The sequence below is a fragment of the Spirosoma montaniterrae genome, assembly GCF_001988955.1.
Taxonomy (GTDB): Bacteria; Bacteroidota; Bacteroidia; order Cytophagales; family Spirosomataceae; genus Spirosoma; species Spirosoma montaniterrae.
Genome location: NZ_CP014263.1, coordinates 5,698,595 through 5,714,502 on the forward strand (window position 1 = coordinate 5,698,595; position 15,908 = coordinate 5,714,502).

A 15,908-nucleotide genomic window follows, 5' to 3' on the forward strand; every position below is an offset into this window, starting at 1 on the left:
CTATTGCTCAGATAATGTTTTCACTTCGCTTTCTGTCAACGCCCGGCGGTAGATGCGGATGTCGTCCATGGCACCGTTGAAATACCACGGAATAATCCGATTCTGTGCGCCAAATTTCAGTTCACCACCGGGGCAGTTGTCAATTGAGCTGGCGGGCAGGTTTGTGTTCGATGAGAACTCGGTGCCGTTGATATACATGCGGGCGGTGCGCCCGGTATAGGTTAGTACAATGTGATACCAGGTATTGAGCGGGATGTTGCTGGCAAGCGACAGGCTCTGCCAACCCACGCCCCCCGCGCAGTTGCTGTTTTGTTTGATGTCAGTGTTTATGGCAATACCCGGTCCGTTGTCGTTGGGCCGTATCTGCGAACTGTACATTTCGGCTCCGCCATCGCTAAACCTTGACTTGTTGAAAATCTGCATTCGGTCAGCCGAAGCACCCGGTCTGACCCAAATGCTGATCGAAAGCGCGTCGGGGCGTAGCGTTATGTTGTCGTTCATAAAAAAATAATTGCTCCCATTCAGCAGAATAGCCGAATTGGCCCGGCCCTTGTGGTCGGTTGTGAAGGTCGGGTTTCCAACCAGTATAATATGGTTGTCGAAACCGCTCACGTCGAGCCGCGAACCATCGGTAAACGGTATTGACGCGATTAAATCCTGAGCTACAGCGTCGAGCTGGGTGGTAAACTGGTTGATGTTTCCATAAACTATTCCGCCATTGGGCACGCGCGCAAAGGGTCGGTAATAATAGCGCGTATTGGGCTGAAGACCCGTCAGGTTAACGGGGACGCTTACGTTGATAGCCGGATTGTCGATGTTAACGGTTGGCGAGTTGCTAACATCGGGGGTGCTGTTGGTGGGCGAGTAGCAGATGCCGTAGCTGGTGGCTGCGGGGTTGCCGGGGCTGTTGATGATAAAATTGACCGTAGCCGTCGTTACAGCAGCATTGGGCACGCCCACGGCGGCAACAGACGGGTTGATGTATGTTAGAAAGTCGACCGTTGAGCTATAACCTGCACGTCCGGTTGCGTTCACGGCAAAACTCCGCACATAGTACCGGGTGTTGGGCAAAAGGTTCGTCAGCGAAAACGAAACGGGCGTATTGATGGCTACTGTGCCGTTTATATTCTGCGTAGCGTCCTTGTCATATTCCGGGTTTTGGTTGCTGCTGGAGTAGCAGATGCCGTACCGCGTCAGGTTGGCGTTACCCGTCGACGTAACGGCCATCCGCACGGTGGCCGACGTAGGCGACAACTCAGTTACGGGCTGAACCGTTACGGCAGGCGTGGTTGCATTGCTGACCGTGACCGTGCGCGACAACTCGGTTTCAAGGCCACATGAATTGGTCAGAACTACTTTTACGACATACTCGCCCGGAGCCGGATACGTGTACCGGGTTGTCAGACCGGTGGTAGTTGTGGGATTGCCATTACCGAAATTCCAGATGACCTGATCGATGGTTCCGGCGTTGCTGCCAATTGAAAAATCGACCTGAAGTTGTTGAATCTGCGCGTTGATAAGACCGCCGGGCTTCACGCACTCACGCTGCGTTTTTTTGCCGGGTAGTTCCCAGTTTTCGCACCCGGTCAGGCTATAGCCGCACAGACAGGCAAATGCGATGAGAAACAAAGAAGTTGCTAATGACCTCATGGTTAAGAAGAATTAGGTTGAGCGGTGAATAGACGAATTAAAAAGAGTAGCGCACGGCCACACCCCAGCTATGCGACGAGGGGTTGACTTGCAGGGCCGTTTCGCGCACTTTCGGCTTACGGATCAGCAAATAGGTTTCGAGCAAAACTGCCGTTGCGGCTATACCCAGACAGGCTTTGTACAGACCGTTTTTCCGTTGAGCTACTTCGGCGTCTGCGTAGGCACTGGCGTACTGTCTGTACGCGTCGGGCGTATTAATGATGCCGTCATTGTCGGGGTCAACGGTTCTGCCAACCTCATTGAGTTTATTCAGCTTAGCCTGATAATCAGTTCGTAACACCATTGCATACGCCCCGGCACCTATAGCCACAGCCCCCGTCAGCAATTTCAAGCCGATGCGTTTGGAGGGTCGGGCCACCTCGGTATCTGTGATGACTTTCGAGATTGTATTTTCCTCGCTATTCCGAATCTGGAGTTCCAGCGTACTGCGCTTGGTGGGGTTAGTAGCGTATCGTAGCGCGTTTTCGTATTGACCTTTCGCTTCAGGGAACCATTTGTCTCCATAGAGCCGGTTCGCTTTTTGCTCGTAATAATCGACCAGCGTGGCTTTTGTGATACCATCGTCGGCGTTCAGGCTCAGAAGCTGATTGAAGAGCGGCATAGCGGATTTTTCATCGCCCTTTTGTAAGGTGCTATCGGCCTTTTGCCGTAGGTTCAGCGCGTTCGTACACCGCTCGATCTGGCCTTTGGCGTAGGCGTCGTTCTCAAACGTGGGTACTTCCAGGCAGTTTCGGTACTGCTTCACGGCTTCGGCGTAGTTGCCGACCCGGAATAGGTCGTCGCCTTTCTTTTTGTACCGATCATATTCATCATCGATATGGGCAGCAACGAGCGGCAGCGCATTGGCGGGCCGGGCCTGAACCGAGAGTGAAGCAAAAAAGAAGAAAAGAAAAAGTAAGGGTTTCATCATGGGGAAATGGTAGAAAATGTAACGCGTTACTGGTTATTACACTGTTTGATGCGCATCCGAACTTCCGGCGTATCGCGCAGAGCCTGCGCCACTTTATACCAGTCTTTCGCACCGTCGAACTCGTCGTTGGCAAAAATCTTGTTTGCTTTGCTCAGGTAGCGGCCATACGCGCCCTCGGCTTTGCTGGTGTTCAATTTATGTTCGCTGGCTAAGGCAGCCGCCCGACTGAAATCGGTAATGGCTTTGGCTTTGTTGTTGCCATTATCGATGGCTTTCACGCCCGCTTCGATCAATTGGTCGTATTCGGCCTGTTGTCTTTGCGATTTTTCGGCTACGGCGGCATCTTCCGTTGTTTTCACTGGCGCAGGCTCCGACGGTATAGGCGTGGGCACAACCGCAGCCGTTTGGGGCGATCCGATGGGTGAACCGGCGGGTTTTTGATTGAGAGCCAGATTGTGCAGTTGCCGAACGTCGCGCCGGGTCGGGTCGAGTTGGAGTGCGCTGGCCGTAAGTTCAACTGCTCTGACAAAATCGCCCTGACGAAACGCGTTTCGGGCTTTCGCCAACGCTACGTCGATGCGTTTTGTCAGCGCGGCTTTGTTGTCGGTAGTGCCGTTTCCTTCAACCGGCGGAACAGGGTCTTTTGTACCACTAATAGTTGGAGAAACTGATCCCGTACTAATCGCCGTTGAGTCGGTTTTTGTACCGGTTGAACTCGTTGTCTGCTGACCGTTCAGTACCGCGTAGACCAATATACCACCCGCAGCCAAAGCGGCTAAAATGAATGTGCTTTGTTGCGTTCGTTTTTTGGGCGTCGGTATGCGTACCGGTACCGGTTTGGCAATCGGCGTTTCGACTGGGGTCGGTTCCGGGGAGGCAGCATACACGTCTGTGGCTTCTTCGCAGACGGGCGGTTTTTCATATACGTCGGTTGCCTCGGCAGGTGGGGCCATTACCGGAGCCGGGCGTGGTCGCAACGTTGCCAAACACGTTGCCAGCCCCTGTATAGCCTCGGGCTGTGTAGGCGAACCGCGCAGAATCTCCTCATACAGCAAAACAGCCTCATCGTATTGCCCGTTTGCCATGTGCTGTCGGGCTTCGGTCAGTCGTTGCGGAATGGCATCCAGCAGATCGAGCAGTTCGTCTTCCTTGCGAACCCGCTCGTGAATATCGCGCACCAAACACCGCCGGATCATGGTTCGGTACGGCTCCTGAATGGTATCAACGCGGGCGGGCAATTCAACAGTCACAATCTTCTTTTCAATCTCGCGCCGAATCGACTGCTCGCTGCTGTTCCGCAAATCGGCCCGAAATGGCTTTTCGCCCGCCAGCATTTCGTACAGAATCACGCCAAAAGCCCACAAGTCGAGGTTGAAGCTGACCCGGCTGCCTTCGATTTGTTCGGGAGCTTTATACGAAGGCGTTCCCCGACCATCGCTCAGGTCAAAATCCGAACTGTCGAGTTCGTCGTCGTTCACCAATTTGCTGAGACCGAAATCGGCGATTTTAGGGATAAAGCGTCCGGCGTTATCGCGTGAAATCAGGATGTTGGCCGGTTTGAAATCACGGTGAACGATGCGATGGCGGTGCAGGTGTTGCAGACCGAGCAGAATGCCCCGCGTGATGTCGTGAATCTGCGGGGGAGTTAGCGGCTGCTTTTTGAGCAGATCGGCCAGATTGCCATCGGGGTAATACTTCATGATGGCAAAATCGCAAAGGCTGGTATCGGTTTCGAGCCGGTAGCAGGCGTCGTAGCGGGCAATGTTGCCTTGCCGGGGTACACGCTGCGCCAGTTCGACTTCGGCCTTTAGCGACTTGGTATCATTTCCTTTAAACTCACTGATTTTAATGGCGACCCACTCCGTTTCTAACTGATCTTCAACCCTGATAACCCGACCATATGAGCCACTACCAAGCAACATCTCCGCATCGTTGGGCCGGATGGGGTAGCGTTGTTTGAATTGGTGAAAAGAAGTAAACGGCTGACTCATAGCGTGGCTTTAGAGCGTAACACAATGTAACTTCAAATATACGTTAAAGGTAGATTATCTGGAAAGCGACCATAAAAAATTGGCGTTTGTTTACCATTTGTTGCCTGTTTAACCCGCTGACTCACGTACTGGTGAAGTTCGCGGATGGTAACAATTCGGTCGGCGTTCCGGTCGGCCCGGCCCGACAAGCCCCGCAGGAGGTAATGCGTAAAGGTGCCGCCCGCCAACTGCCGGCTTTCGATGGCAACCTGCGTGGAGCGGCTGGCGAGCAGCAGGGCAATAGCACCGGATTCGTCGGCGTGCGGAGCTGCCGACTGCCCGAATGTCGAAGCTACGGCGGTTGGGTTGGTCATACCACCCGACAGGCAGGCGTCGGCAATGCACAGTTTTGTACTGGCCTTCGATGCGCGAAAAGCGGCTTTGATGGTTTGATGCGAAAGCCGTTTCAAATCATTTACCGAACGGGCATCGGCGGGCGCAAAACTATCGGCGGTGCCGTGGCCGGAGAAGTACAGCATGATGCGGTCGGTTGGTTTCGCTTTCCGAAACAGCAACATAGCCTGGCCGATGGCCGAAGCCGTAGCCTGCCGGTTGGTGAGCACCCGCATGTTTGACGCAGGCACCCGCCCACCCAACGGGCTTTGCAGAAAGGCCGCTACCTGCCGGGCATCGCGGTCGGCAAAGCGCAGATCGCCTGTTCGGTAGGAGAACGCTTCGTAGTCTGAAATACCAATGACCACAGCGTAAGTAGCTGGCTGCGCCGACGTGCCCGAAGTACTGAGCAGCAGACTGATAACGCAGTTGAACAGGATAGAAAAAACAGCACTGTCAGGTTGCATGGCAGGTGTAGGGTAGGGGTGTCGGATATGTCTCTGGGTACGCAACGTACTCGATACCAAACAGATAGCCTGAATAATTGTCCTGCACCTGCCCCTCGCACAGGGCCAACAGCGATTGTAGCTTGGCCTGATTGGGAATGGTATGCACAAACAGGGCTTCGATCAGTTCATCGTGCAGTTGCTCCAGCACGCCATCGGTGCAGAGGAAAAAATAATCACCCGCCCGCACGTCGGTCAGCAGCGTTATATCGGGAGTGGCCCGCGCTGACACGTCGACCTCGCCCGCTGTGGCAACCACGGCCCGGCTGAGCCGATTGCGCCACGGGTGTGTCAGGGCCTGCGTGGCTGTAATGATGCCGGCTTCGACCATGTCGTTAACCTGCTTATGGTCGCGGGTTTGAAAAATAATCCGCCCGTCGCGAATCTGATACACCCGGCTGTCGCCAATGTGCGCCACGGTTATGCCCCGTTCGTGAACCTGTACCAGAGCCAGTGTCGAACCCATTCGGTTTACGAGCGGGTGCTGTAGTAAGTACTGCCGATAAGCCTCATACGCCTGACTCAGGGCTGTTTGCAGGTGTACGCTGTCGAGCGTGGGAAAGTCGAACAGTTGCGCATAGGCTACTATGTGCTGGCACAGAAGCTGGCTGGCAACCTCGCCTTTGTCGGCTCCGCCCATACCATCGCAGACCAGAAAAAGCTGGTTCTCCGGCTGCGCTTCCCCCACGGGCGGATACAGGGCGTCCTGATTGTTGTTTCGCTGACCTACCTGGGAGAAGGCAAGAGGTAAGGTTAGGTGAATGCGCATAATTTACTGAGTGCGGTCGGGGTTAAAAGCCAGATCAACTTTGTAAGTTTCGAGCATAACCGGGTTGATTGGCTGGTGACTCAGGCGAAAACGGTCGGCCCCGCCCAGCGTGATAAGACCCTGATGGTCAACGTCGATGATGTCGGTTTTCTGGAGAGGTACGTTGTTGAGCGATGTACCGTTCAGGCTATGTCGAATGGCTTGCGTATCGGGGTCGGCGGCTCCGTCCTGAAGCTGATAGCGCAGTTGTCCGGTCCATTTATCGAAACTCACGGTCAGCGTACAGTGCTGCCGACTGATAAAGCACCGTCCGTTGTGCAGGTAGCGGTCTACCCGAATGTTGGCCGTATCGCCCGTACCGATGACGTTTGGGCCATATCGCAGCGGATACAACGTTCTGGGCTGGCCGAGGTAGGTCAGGCAACCGAAGCCGGGCAGGCCATGTACAATACTTTCGTCGTAATGAAACGCTGATTGCAGCATGTTGGTAGCTCCGCAGCCAACGTGCGAACAGACGATATAGCCGCGTTCGGCGTCGGTGCCCCGAACCATGATGCGCCGGCCACATTGCTGGCAGGAAATGAGCGATGTTTTGAAACCTGGCATACTACTCACGATTCCATGTCCTGCACGTTGCCGTTGTTAACATAGGTGTCGTCTGACATCGAATCGACTTCAGGCGCGTAGGTTTCGGCGTCCATCTCGTCGGCGGTTGTCTGCATCAGCGTCGCGTCTGTGGGCGGTACGGGTTGGTCGTCAACGGCGTCGGTATCAACAATCGAATCAACCACCTCGCGCGACATAGCGTGTTCGAGGTGCTGACCGAAATCGTCGTTGGACAATACGGTGGGCGTGATTCGTTGAATCATGACCAACTCACCGTCAATTGCATCGTACTTATAAACTGTGTCTAAACCCTGATCGCCCGTTTCGTCAACTACCCGATACGTGTGACCGTCTTCGCCATCGAGTACGAGCGTATCAATTACACCGTCGTTATCGTCGTCAATACCTATTACCCGCCGACCGTTCACGTAGCCTTCAATGACGGTAGGTTTGGTCTGTTCCGCCAATTCGATTCGCGAACCTGTCTGGCTTTTGGCAGAGTGGTAGGGCTTAAACGGAAGTTCTTCCTGCGTAACCATTTCCGTAAACTCAACCCGCTGTTCGAGCGACAGATCGGTCCATTCGTCTTTCAGGAATGTGTTGTACCAGCGGCCATGCCAGTTAAATACGCCCCCTACGCCTACTTCATTCCGGGCCGCTTCGAAAGCCTCATCGAACGACATGGCGTCGGTAGTTTTGCCAGCCACGTCGATATCGGCGGGTAATGCACCAACAGGTGTTGTGGGCGTGGCTAAGTCCATGCCGGGCTGACCTTCAGGTGATGAGCCTGACTTAGGAATTTTTGAGGCAACGGCCCAGGCGGCTCCACCGAGCAGGAGGGTAGCCGCCGAGATGCCCAGCATTTTTTTCTGATCGGCAGAGAGGCCATTTGTCGTAGACATGGTTGAGCGGTTTGGCGTAAACGTATCGGTTTGCATAAATTGAAAAATGAGAAGGTTGAAACAGGGTGTGGATAGTTTTCTTTTTCGTGTGGATCATTCCTTTATCGGGCGAGTTTGAAAAAGGTAAGTGATCGACGCGAAAAAAATTTAGCTTACCCAAATGGCCTGGCATCGGCGGCAGCTTTTTTGCTGAGCCAGGAGGTCCCATTCGCGGGTGCCGAACGGATCGCGGCAGGTAGGGTTGGGGCAGCGGTAGCGTTCGCGATATTGTTTGTCGATTAATTCTAACTTCTCTTCGGTCGACAGCAGCGTCGAGCACAACGTAGGTACGAGCATACTTAGCCCGGCTCCCGACATAATCTGTAGAATCGGTATCGACCCGCCCCCTGTGGCTATGGCCGCGCTCACGCCCACGATAGACGACACAATCACGCTGCCCGTGCGGATCATCTTTTCACGGTTGCGGCAGTCGCGCCGAAGTTTCGGATATTGCTCGTAAACTGTCTGTAAATCAGAAAACTGGCGCGAAAAGTCGAGCGAATCAGCGGCTTCTGGTGCTGGTTTGGATGCAGTAGGCTGCGGCAGAACGGGCTGCTCTGGCGTATTGGCGGGTGGCACAACCCGGAGGGCGAGCAACTGATTAGTAGTATAATCGACGTCGGCCAGGCGGATAGTGTCGCCGTCTGTAATCAGTTTACGCTTGATGCGCTGCTGATTCACAAACGTGCCATTTTTGCTGTCGAGGTCTTCGAGTACGAAATCGGTGGGTGTACACTGAATCAGCGACGCGTGTTTGCTGCTGATTTTCGGGTTGGCTACCACGATGTCGTTATCGGCACCGCGCCCGATGGTAAACACCGGCAGTTGGCTCAACTGCTCAAGCTGCTGTTCAAACCAAATAGCCGGTTTTGTTAACGTTGAGAAGGTCATACAAAGGCAATCTAACGCAGCAAGTTACATCTGGTAAGTACATTAGGAAATAGGTTGGTTCACTTATTTTGTAAACGGTAGGTATCGCTTATTATACGGTATGAACCCTTATCTTCGCCTATCGAATTTATACCCCTATGTTTATCGGCATCATTCCGGCACGCTACGGTTCGTCGCGGTTTCCGGGTAAACCCCTCGCTCAACTCAACGGCAAACCCATGATTCAGCACGTTTGGGAGCGCACCTCACAAGCCAGATCGCTCGACCGCGTGGCGATTGCTACCGACGACGAGCGCATTGCCAGCGTAGCCCGCGCTTTTGGGGCCGACGTACTCATGACCCGCCCCGACCACGTGAGCGGCACCGACCGCTGCTACGAAGCCTACAACCTGCTCCGCCCGCAACTGCCGCCCCAAAGCGATGCCCAGCATTATGTAGTGAATATTCAGGGCGACGAACCCTTTATTCATCCCAATCAGATCGACGGGCTGACTGTTATTCTCGATGGTGCGGTAGAAATTGCCACTCAGTGTGCCAAAATCGATTCGGCTACCATTCTGCACGACACGGGAGAAGTAAAAATCGCGCTCACCAAACAGGGCGACGCGCTGTATTTCAGCCGCCAGCCGATTCCGTTTCTGCGGGGCGTCGACCCGGCGGAGTGGCACACGCGCTACCCTTATTACCAGCACGTGGGTTTGTATGCCTACCGCGCCGATATTCTGGAGCAGATCAGCCAACTGCCGCCCTCACCGCTGGAACAGGCCGAATCGCTGGAGCAACTGCGCTGGTTAGAAGCGGGTTATAAAGTAAAGCTTGTCGAAACCCCCTACGTCAGCATCTGCGTCGATACGCCCGCCGACTTAGAAAAAATCAGCCGGATTCAGGGGGGCGTTTGACGGCGAATCAGGCGACTGCGTATCCTGTGTAGGGACGTTTGTATGGAGCGTGAAATGCCAGCACAATATCATCTTTACTGACTCCCCTACGTTCGAGTTCACCAACAATATCAAAATCGGTAGCATCCTCCTGCACCCAGATTTTGCCGTTTTTAATATCGAGGTGGAAGACCGGGTAATACACACGTTTACCGTTTTCCCAGCCAATGGTCAGAATCTGGTAATGGTCGCGCTCGGCGTCTATAATGAGTTGTTCTTCAACTTGATCGTCACCTATGAAAATAGCAGGTGCATTGGCATACTGCGTCAGCAATTCGGTAATTAACGTTCGATATGTATTTACCTTGCTATCCATTGTACAATTCGCTTAGAGTTAGCATCAAAAACTAACAGTGAAATGCTATAATCAGCAACGATCTTTTGAATCAAAGGTTTCTGGAAGAATGAGGTATATATATCTGTATCGACGGCCAGAAAAAGTTTTCGAGATGGTCTATCCTCTTGAAGGCCAATTAAATAAACATCATATTGACCTTTGGCTTGATAAAAATCGCTGAGTTTCGACTTACTCAAAAAGCTTTTTACTTCAACCGCAATATGTTCAGAACCTCGTTCAGCCGCCAGAACCTGTTCGGCTGCCAAATCTATTTCGAGTCGCAAACCACCGAGTTTTAAAATCAGCGGGTCATGAGTAATTAGCCATCCATCGGCTTCAAGGGCTTCACGAACTACTTGATGAAATATGTCACGCGCCATAAAGTAAAAGTACAGGCTTCACTCGGTTTGGCAAAACATTAATAAAGTAGATGGCCATCACTCCAATTATTGGTAATCGGAATTTAACCGGATTTCCGTTGCATTCCCCCCCCGTACCCCCTACCTTTGCGGGATTTTTGGCCTTACGATATCCCCATCCGACGGCCAGTATTGTACATTGTTTATTGCCCCTTGTACATTCCCTCCAAAGATGCCCAAAAATTCTGCCATCCGCTCGGTTCTGATTATTGGCTCCGGCCCCATTGTTATCGGTCAGGCGTGTGAGTTCGACTACGCCGGTTCGCAGGCTGCCCGCTCCATCCGCGACGAAGGTATCGAGGTCAGTCTGATCAACTCCAATCCGGCTACGATCATGACCGACCCGATCAATGCCGACCACGTGTATCTGCTGCCGCTCGAAAAGAAGTCTATCGTCGAAATCCTGAAAAAACATCAGGACATGGGCAGGCCCATCGACGCGGTGCTGCCCACAATGGGCGGGCAAACGGCCCTCAACCTCGCCATCGACTGCGAGAAGGCGGGTATCTGGCAGAAATACGGCGTCAAAATTATCGGCGTCGACATCAAAGCCATCGAAACTACCGAAGACCGCGAAAAATTCCGGCTGCTGATGCTTCAGTTAGGTGCCGGGGTTTGTAAAGGACGCACGGCCCGGTCGTTTCTGGAAGGGAAAGAAATTGCCCAGGAAATCGGGTTTCCGCTGGTTATCAGACCGTCGTTTACGCTCGGCGGTACGGGGGGCGGCTTCGTGAATACGCCCGAAGAGTTCGATAAAGCCCTGACACACGGCCTGCACGCATCGCCCGTACACGAGGTGCTGGTAGAACAGAGCGTGATGGGCTGGAAAGAATACGAGCTTGAACTCCTGCGCGATAATAACGGGAACTTCATTATCATCTGCTCCATCGAGAACTTCGACCCGATGGGCATACACACCGGCGACAGCATTACGGTGGCCCCGGCCATGACCCTGCCCGACACGCTGTACCAGCAAATGCGCGACCTCGCCATTCGGGTTATGGGCGGCATTGGGCAGTTTGCGGGTGGGTGCAACATCCAGTTCTCGGTGAACCCGCAAACCGACGACATCATTGTTATTGAGGTGAATCCGCGCGTAAGCCGGTCGTCGGCACTGGCATCGAAAGCAACGGGCTATCCCATCGCCAAGATTGCCGCCAAAATGGCTGTTGGCTACAATTTGGACGAACTTATCAACCCGATTACGGGCACGACTTCGGCCTTTTTTGAACCCGCCATCGACTACGTAATTGTAAAGGTTCCGCGCTGGAACTTCGACAAATTTCCGGGAGCCGACCGTTCGCTGGGCCTGCAAATGAAGTCGGTGGGCGAGGCAATGGGCATTGGCCGCAACTTCCAGGAAGCTTTGCAAAAAGCCTGTCAGAGTCTGGAAATCCGGCGCAATGGCCTCGGTGCCGACGGGCGTGAATTGAACGACCGCGAAGCACTGACCAAAAGCCTGGCACACCCAAGCTGGAACCGGCTGTTCCACATCTACGATGCTTTTAAAGCCGGAATGTCGTTCCGCACGATTCAGCAACTGACCAAAATAGACCCCTGGTTTTTGCATCAGATCGAAGAACTGATTCTGCTCGAACGCGAAATTCAGCAGTACGATCTGGACGATCTGCCGCCCGAACTGCTCCGCACGGCCAAGCAAAAAGGCTATGCCGACCGGCAACTGGCGCACCTGTTGCAGGTGAAAGAAAGTAAGATTTATCAGTACCGGCAGCAGCACAACATCCGGCGGGTGTTTAAATGCGTGGATACCTGTGCGGCTGAGTTCGAGGCCAAAACGCCGTATTACTACTCGACGTTCAACAATCAGTTGCCCATCACCCAGGACCGGCCCGAACCCGTATCCGACCTGCCCGGCAACGAATCGATCCGCTCGAACCGCAAGAAAGTGGTGGTGCTGGGTTCTGGCCCGAACCGCATCGGGCAGGGTATCGAGTTCGATTATTCGTGCGTTCACGGGGTGTTGGCCGCCAAAGAAGCTGGTTATGAGACCATCATGATCAACTGCAACCCCGAAACCGTTTCGACCGACCCAGATATTGCCGACAAGCTGTATTTCGAGCCGGTGTTCTGGGAACACGTTCACGCCATTATCATGCACGAGCAACCGGAGGGCGTAATTGTGCAGTTGGGCGGGCAAACGGCACTGAAAATGGCCGAGAAACTGACCCGTTACGGTATCAAAATCATTGGCACAAGCTGGGAAGCACTCGACTTGGCTGAAGACCGGGGCCACTTCTCCGACATGCTTCGCAAGCTCGACATTCCGTATCCGAAGTTCGGGACGGTGCGCGAAGCCGAAGCCGCCATCGAACTCTCACGCGAGCTGGGTTTCCCGCTGCTGGTACGGCCCAGCTATGTATTGGGCGGGCAGTCGATGAAGATTGTGATTAATGAAGAGGAATTGGAAAGCCACGTGATGAAGATTTTGCAGGATATTCCCGACAACAACATCCTGCTCGATCACTTCCTCGAAAACGCCATCGAAGCCGAAGCCGACGCCATCTGCGACGGAGAAGACGTGTATATCATCGGTATCATGGAACACATCGAACCGGCGGGCATCCACTCCGGCGATTCCTACGCCGTGTTGCCGCCCTTTGACCTGAGCGAGAACGTGATTCGGCAAATTGAGGAATATACAACGAAAATTGCCGTGGCGTTGGAGACTAAAGGGCTGATTAACATCCAGTTCGCCATCAAAAACGAACAGGTGTACGTGATTGAAGCCAACCCCCGCGCCAGCCGCACAGTGCCGTTCATCTGCAAAGCTTACCAGGAACCTTACGTGAACTACGCCACAAAGGTGATGCTGGGCGACAAGAAGGTAAAAGATTTCGATTTCAAGCCCGTAAAGAAGGGTTACGCCATCAAGATTCCGGTATTCTCGTTCAACAAATTCCCGAACGTAAACAAGGAACTCGGCCCCGAAATGAAATCAACTGGCGAAGGCATCTATTTCATCGACGATTTGCAGGACGATTTCTTCCAAAAGGTGTACTCGGAGCGGAATTTGTATCTGAGCCGGTAAAAACTAAAGGGGAACACGGATTGAACGGATGGGGCGGATTGACACAGATTTTTAACATAAAGAAATCTGTGTCAATCCGCCCCATCCGTTCAATCCGTGTTCCCCTTTACTCCTTAAAAACCTAACCCCAGCGCGAAGCCGCGAACCGTTGGGTTGCCGGGTAGCGCAATGCCGTTAGAAGCCTGACCCGTGGTTAAGTTGATGCTGTAGATACGGGTTGTGCCGCCCGAACGGAGCAGGGCATACGCCGAATTGCTCGTACCGCCAATATCGAAGCCGTTACCACCTTCAATGGGTATGCCCAATGACCCAACGGCTACTAATCCACCAGCGTTCGGCGGGTCCTGACGCATCAGCATTGCATTCTCGGTGCGGGTGTCAATGTCGAAGAGCACCGTGCTGGTAGTACCGGCAAAGTTGTTGGTGTAGGCTGCCGCCGTTACATTGGGCGAACCCGGATTCAGATTACCATCAACCGCTGTAACAGTGCCGTCATTGGGGTTAAGCCGCAGATTCTGACCCGAATTAGTCACTAACCGAATACGGTCGACCATCGGATTGAAGTCAAAGCCACGGTCATTGCCCGATAGTGACGCTGCAAATGGTCCTGACCCAACAGGAGCAGCCGCGCCATTCGACGTATTAATCGTGTACAGGCGGTTGGTGCTACCCAATGCATACAATTGACCGTTGGCCGGGCGGAAATCGATGCCGAAAATCGTTTCGCCGTTTTGCAGACCCGTAATGGTTTTGCTGATTGGGTTCGGGTTGAGCGGATTAAAAATGAGCAGATTATTCAATCCATCGACGGTATAAGCCACCGGCTCGGTTGGAATGGCGATACCAATAAGGCTCAGGTTCGGCAGATCGCTCAGCCGCTCGGCGCGGCCACTCATCAGGTCAATTTGGTAAAAACCCTGCGTAGTGCCGCTAATCAGGATTGCCACTGCACTGCCATCGGGGGCGATGTCGAAGCTGCCCCGCCCGGCGATGTCAATGCCGAGCGAACCAACTTCGGCCAGCCCACCCGCGTTCGGCGGATCCTGACGATACAATTTGTCGGTAAGCGGGTCAATGTCGTACAGTATGGTGCTGGTGACGCCCGCCCGGTTGTTGGTGTACGCTACTCCGTTGATGGCAACCGGAGCCGGGCCGTTGATGGAACCGTCAACAACCATCACAGTGCCGGTTTCGGGGTTCAGTCGCAGGTTCTGCCCCCGGTTGGTTACTAACCGAAGGCGGTCGACGGTAGGATTGAAATCAATCGAAACCACGTCGCCGGCAACGGGCGGCATAAACGGCCCCATGCCTACCATCCGGGCCGCGCCTGTGTTGGGGTTGATGGTGTATAGCCGACTGCCATCGCTAACGCCGTACAGTTGCCCCGTTGCCGGGCGGAAGTCTATCGATTGCAACCGCTCACCACTCGCCAGTCCGGTAATTGTGGTGGTAGCCAGTGCGGAAGTTGGATTCTGCGAGTTTAACAGCAACAACTGATTGTTGTCGGTTAGGGCGTAGAAGGTGAAATTGGCCGACAGCCGCGCCTGGGCCGCACCTAATTCGGCCCGCGAGTCAATAAGCTGCTCTTCCTTACAGGCATTGAGCATGAGCAGTGAGCCGATAGCGAGCAAGGCAGCTACAGGGCGTAGGTTTTTCAGAACACGCATAGTCGTAGTTTTCTGGTTGAAACGTTTTGCATCGGTAAATCAGAAATTTAGAAACACCTGACTATACGTATGTTTGTAGCATCTGGATGTTGGCCTGCACAAAAAGCCAGATAAATTGTTAGTATCTTATCGTATGGAGAAACTCGAAGACGCCCCTAAATTCAAGTTCTGGAAAAGTCAGATTGAAGCTAACGGATTGACAATAAATGGTATAAAAGATCATTTTATCAGGCGTCGGCACAACGGCGAGGTACTGTTTGCCATGCTTGAGTTAGATGCCGACACGCCCGAAGGCGATAAAATTCCGCCCGTCTGTTTTCTTAAAGGCCATGCTGCTTCGGTATTAGTGTGCCTGATTGATGACCAAACGGGCGAAAAATTTGTCGTATTGGTCAAGCAACGGCGCATATCCGACGGTTCGCAAACCTACGAACACCCCGCCGGTATGGTCGATGCCGCCGATGACCCCGCCGATGTTGCCGCCCGCGAATTAGGCGAAGAAATCGGTCTGGAAGCTACCGCCACTGAACTGACCAAGTTGAACCCCCGGCTGTGGTTCCCCAGCACCGGCACGAGCGACGAAGCGATGCACTTCTTCTTCATCGAACGCACGATGCCCCGCGCCGAAATCATGGCATTTCACCACAAAAATATGGGTAACCATTCTGAATTTGAGCGAATTACAACGGCAGTAGCAACGCTTCCCGAAGCCCATAAATTAGTTAACAACGTAAACGGACTGCTTATTCACTTTCTTTATCTGAAGCACGTTGGTGATTACGAAACCATGAAGCGGCTTTAA

At 53.5% G+C, this 15,908-nt stretch carries 14 protein-coding genes; 3 read left to right on the forward strand and 11 right to left on the reverse strand.

What is annotated here, in order from left to right:
* The 8 genes from AWR27_RS24600 to AWR27_RS24635 all read right to left on the reverse strand — a co-directional run bounded on the left by AWR27_RS24600 (position 1) and on the right by AWR27_RS24635 (position 8,696).
* Positions 1 to 1,650 (reverse strand): LamG-like jellyroll fold domain-containing protein, encoded by a 1,650-nt coding sequence (locus AWR27_RS24600; RefSeq protein WP_077133629.1) that lies wholly within the window; start codon positions 1,648 to 1,650, stop codon positions 1 to 3.
* A gap of 37 nt (positions 1,651 to 1,687) precedes the next feature.
* Positions 1,688 to 2,620 carry a hypothetical protein gene (locus tag AWR27_RS24605; protein ID WP_077133630.1) on the reverse strand — a complete coding sequence of 311 codons (933 nt, stop codon included), beginning with the start codon at positions 2,618 to 2,620 and terminating at the stop codon, positions 1,688 to 1,690.
* Positions 2,621 to 2,646: 26 nt separating this feature from the next.
* Complete coding sequence (locus tag AWR27_RS24610) at positions 2,647 to 4,611, reverse strand: serine/threonine-protein kinase (RefSeq protein ID WP_077133631.1); 1,965 nt, start codon at positions 4,609 to 4,611, stop codon at positions 2,647 to 2,649.
* Positions 4,612 to 4,643: 32 nt separating this feature from the next.
* Positions 4,644 to 5,450: a caspase family protein gene (locus tag AWR27_RS24615; RefSeq protein WP_077133632.1), complete on the reverse strand. Its 807-nt coding sequence runs from the start codon at positions 5,448 to 5,450 to the stop codon at positions 4,644 to 4,646.
* Positions 5,440 to 6,258, reverse strand: a complete 819-nt coding sequence (locus tag AWR27_RS24620; RefSeq protein ID WP_077133633.1) for a PP2C family protein-serine/threonine phosphatase — start codon at positions 6,256 to 6,258, stop codon at positions 5,440 to 5,442. The genes AWR27_RS24615 and AWR27_RS24620 overlap by 11 nt, the downstream gene beginning before the upstream one ends.
* A 3-nt stretch (positions 6,259 to 6,261) precedes the next feature.
* On the reverse strand, positions 6,262 to 6,864 hold the full coding sequence (locus AWR27_RS24625) for an FHA domain-containing protein (protein WP_083732960.1): 603 nt from the start codon (positions 6,862 to 6,864) through the stop codon (positions 6,262 to 6,264).
* A gap of 5 nt (positions 6,865 to 6,869) precedes the next feature.
* A complete protein-coding gene (locus AWR27_RS24630; protein WP_232325927.1) occupies positions 6,870 to 7,766 on the reverse strand; it encodes a hypothetical protein in 897 nt (298 codons plus the stop codon).
* Between the two features lie 147 nt (positions 7,767 to 7,913).
* Positions 7,914 to 8,696 carry an FHA domain-containing protein gene (locus AWR27_RS24635; RefSeq protein ID WP_077133635.1) on the reverse strand — a complete coding sequence of 261 codons (783 nt, stop codon included), beginning with the start codon at positions 8,694 to 8,696 and terminating at the stop codon, positions 7,914 to 7,916.
* Positions 8,697 to 8,833: 137 nt separating this feature from the next.
* Between AWR27_RS24635 and kdsB the strand changes: the two genes are divergently transcribed.
* Positions 8,834 to 9,595, forward strand: coding sequence for a 3-deoxy-manno-octulosonate cytidylyltransferase (kdsB, locus tag AWR27_RS24640; RefSeq protein WP_077133636.1), 762 nt, complete (start codon positions 8,834 to 8,836; stop codon positions 9,593 to 9,595).
* A 7-nt stretch (positions 9,596 to 9,602) separates the two neighbouring features.
* On the opposite strand, the gene AWR27_RS24645 is transcribed toward kdsB, so the two are convergent.
* Together AWR27_RS24645 and AWR27_RS24650 are read right to left on the reverse strand one after the other, a co-directional pair.
* Positions 9,603 to 9,950, reverse strand: coding sequence for a XisI protein (locus tag AWR27_RS24645; RefSeq protein ID WP_077133637.1), 348 nt, complete (start codon positions 9,948 to 9,950; stop codon positions 9,603 to 9,605).
* The gene (locus tag AWR27_RS24650) at positions 9,935 to 10,351 is read right to left on the reverse strand and encodes an element excision factor XisH family protein (protein WP_077133638.1); all 417 of its coding nucleotides are present in this window, start codon (positions 10,349 to 10,351) and stop codon (positions 9,935 to 9,937) included. The genes AWR27_RS24645 and AWR27_RS24650 overlap by 16 nt, the downstream gene beginning before the upstream one ends.
* 211 nt (positions 10,352 to 10,562) lie before the next feature.
* On the opposite strand from AWR27_RS24650, the gene carB reads away from it, so the two are divergent.
* Complete coding sequence (gene carB, locus AWR27_RS24655; RefSeq protein WP_077133639.1) at positions 10,563 to 13,439, forward strand: carbamoyl-phosphate synthase large subunit; 2,877 nt, start codon at positions 10,563 to 10,565, stop codon at positions 13,437 to 13,439.
* A gap of 113 nt (positions 13,440 to 13,552) precedes the next feature.
* On the opposite strand, the gene AWR27_RS24660 is transcribed toward carB, so the two are convergent.
* Entirely contained in the window at positions 13,553 to 15,106 is a 1,554-nt protein-coding gene (locus tag AWR27_RS24660; protein WP_077133640.1) for a DUF4394 domain-containing protein, read from the reverse strand.
* Positions 15,107 to 15,239: 133 nt separating this feature from the next.
* Here AWR27_RS24660 and AWR27_RS24665 point away from each other — a divergent pair, with 133 nt between their 5' ends.
* Entirely contained in the window at positions 15,240 to 15,908 is a 669-nt protein-coding gene (locus AWR27_RS24665) for an NUDIX hydrolase (RefSeq protein ID WP_077133641.1), read from the forward strand.

What these genes read in the sequence shown, in the direction of transcription:
- AWR27_RS24600 (WP_077133629.1), bottom strand. Translation starts at nt 1,650, where the DNA reads ATGAGGTCATTAGCAACTTCTTTGTTTCTCATCGCATTTGCCTGTCTG.
- AWR27_RS24605 (WP_077133630.1), bottom strand. Translation starts at nt 2,620, where the DNA reads ATGATGAAACCCTTACTTTTTCTTTTCTTCTTTTTTGCTTCACTCTCG.
- AWR27_RS24610 (WP_077133631.1), bottom strand. Translation starts at nt 4,611, where the DNA reads ATGAGTCAGCCGTTTACTTCTTTTCACCAATTCAAACAACGCTACCCC.
- AWR27_RS24615 (WP_077133632.1), bottom strand. Translation starts at nt 5,450, where the DNA reads ATGCAACCTGACAGTGCTGTTTTTTCTATCCTGTTCAACTGCGTTATC.
- AWR27_RS24620 (WP_077133633.1), bottom strand. Translation starts at nt 6,258, where the DNA reads ATGCGCATTCACCTAACCTTACCTCTTGCCTTCTCCCAGGTAGGTCAG.
- AWR27_RS24625 (WP_083732960.1), bottom strand. Translation starts at nt 6,864, where the DNA reads ATGCCAGGTTTCAAAACATCGCTCATTTCCTGCCAGCAATGTGGCCGG.
- AWR27_RS24630 (WP_232325927.1), bottom strand. Translation starts at nt 7,766, where the DNA reads ATGTCTACGACAAATGGCCTCTCTGCCGATCAGAAAAAAATGCTGGGC.
- AWR27_RS24635 (WP_077133635.1), bottom strand. Translation starts at nt 8,696, where the DNA reads ATGACCTTCTCAACGTTAACAAAACCGGCTATTTGGTTTGAACAGCAG.
- kdsB (WP_077133636.1), top strand. Translation starts at nt 8,834, where the DNA reads ATGTTTATCGGCATCATTCCGGCACGCTACGGTTCGTCGCGGTTTCCG.
- AWR27_RS24645 (WP_077133637.1), bottom strand. Translation starts at nt 9,950, where the DNA reads ATGGATAGCAAGGTAAATACATATCGAACGTTAATTACCGAATTGCTG.
- AWR27_RS24650 (WP_077133638.1), bottom strand. Translation starts at nt 10,351, where the DNA reads ATGGCGCGTGACATATTTCATCAAGTAGTTCGTGAAGCCCTTGAAGCC.
- carB (WP_077133639.1), top strand. Translation starts at nt 10,563, where the DNA reads ATGCCCAAAAATTCTGCCATCCGCTCGGTTCTGATTATTGGCTCCGGC.
- AWR27_RS24660 (WP_077133640.1), bottom strand. Translation starts at nt 15,106, where the DNA reads ATGCGTGTTCTGAAAAACCTACGCCCTGTAGCTGCCTTGCTCGCTATC.
- AWR27_RS24665 (WP_077133641.1), top strand. Translation starts at nt 15,240, where the DNA reads ATGGAGAAACTCGAAGACGCCCCTAAATTCAAGTTCTGGAAAAGTCAG.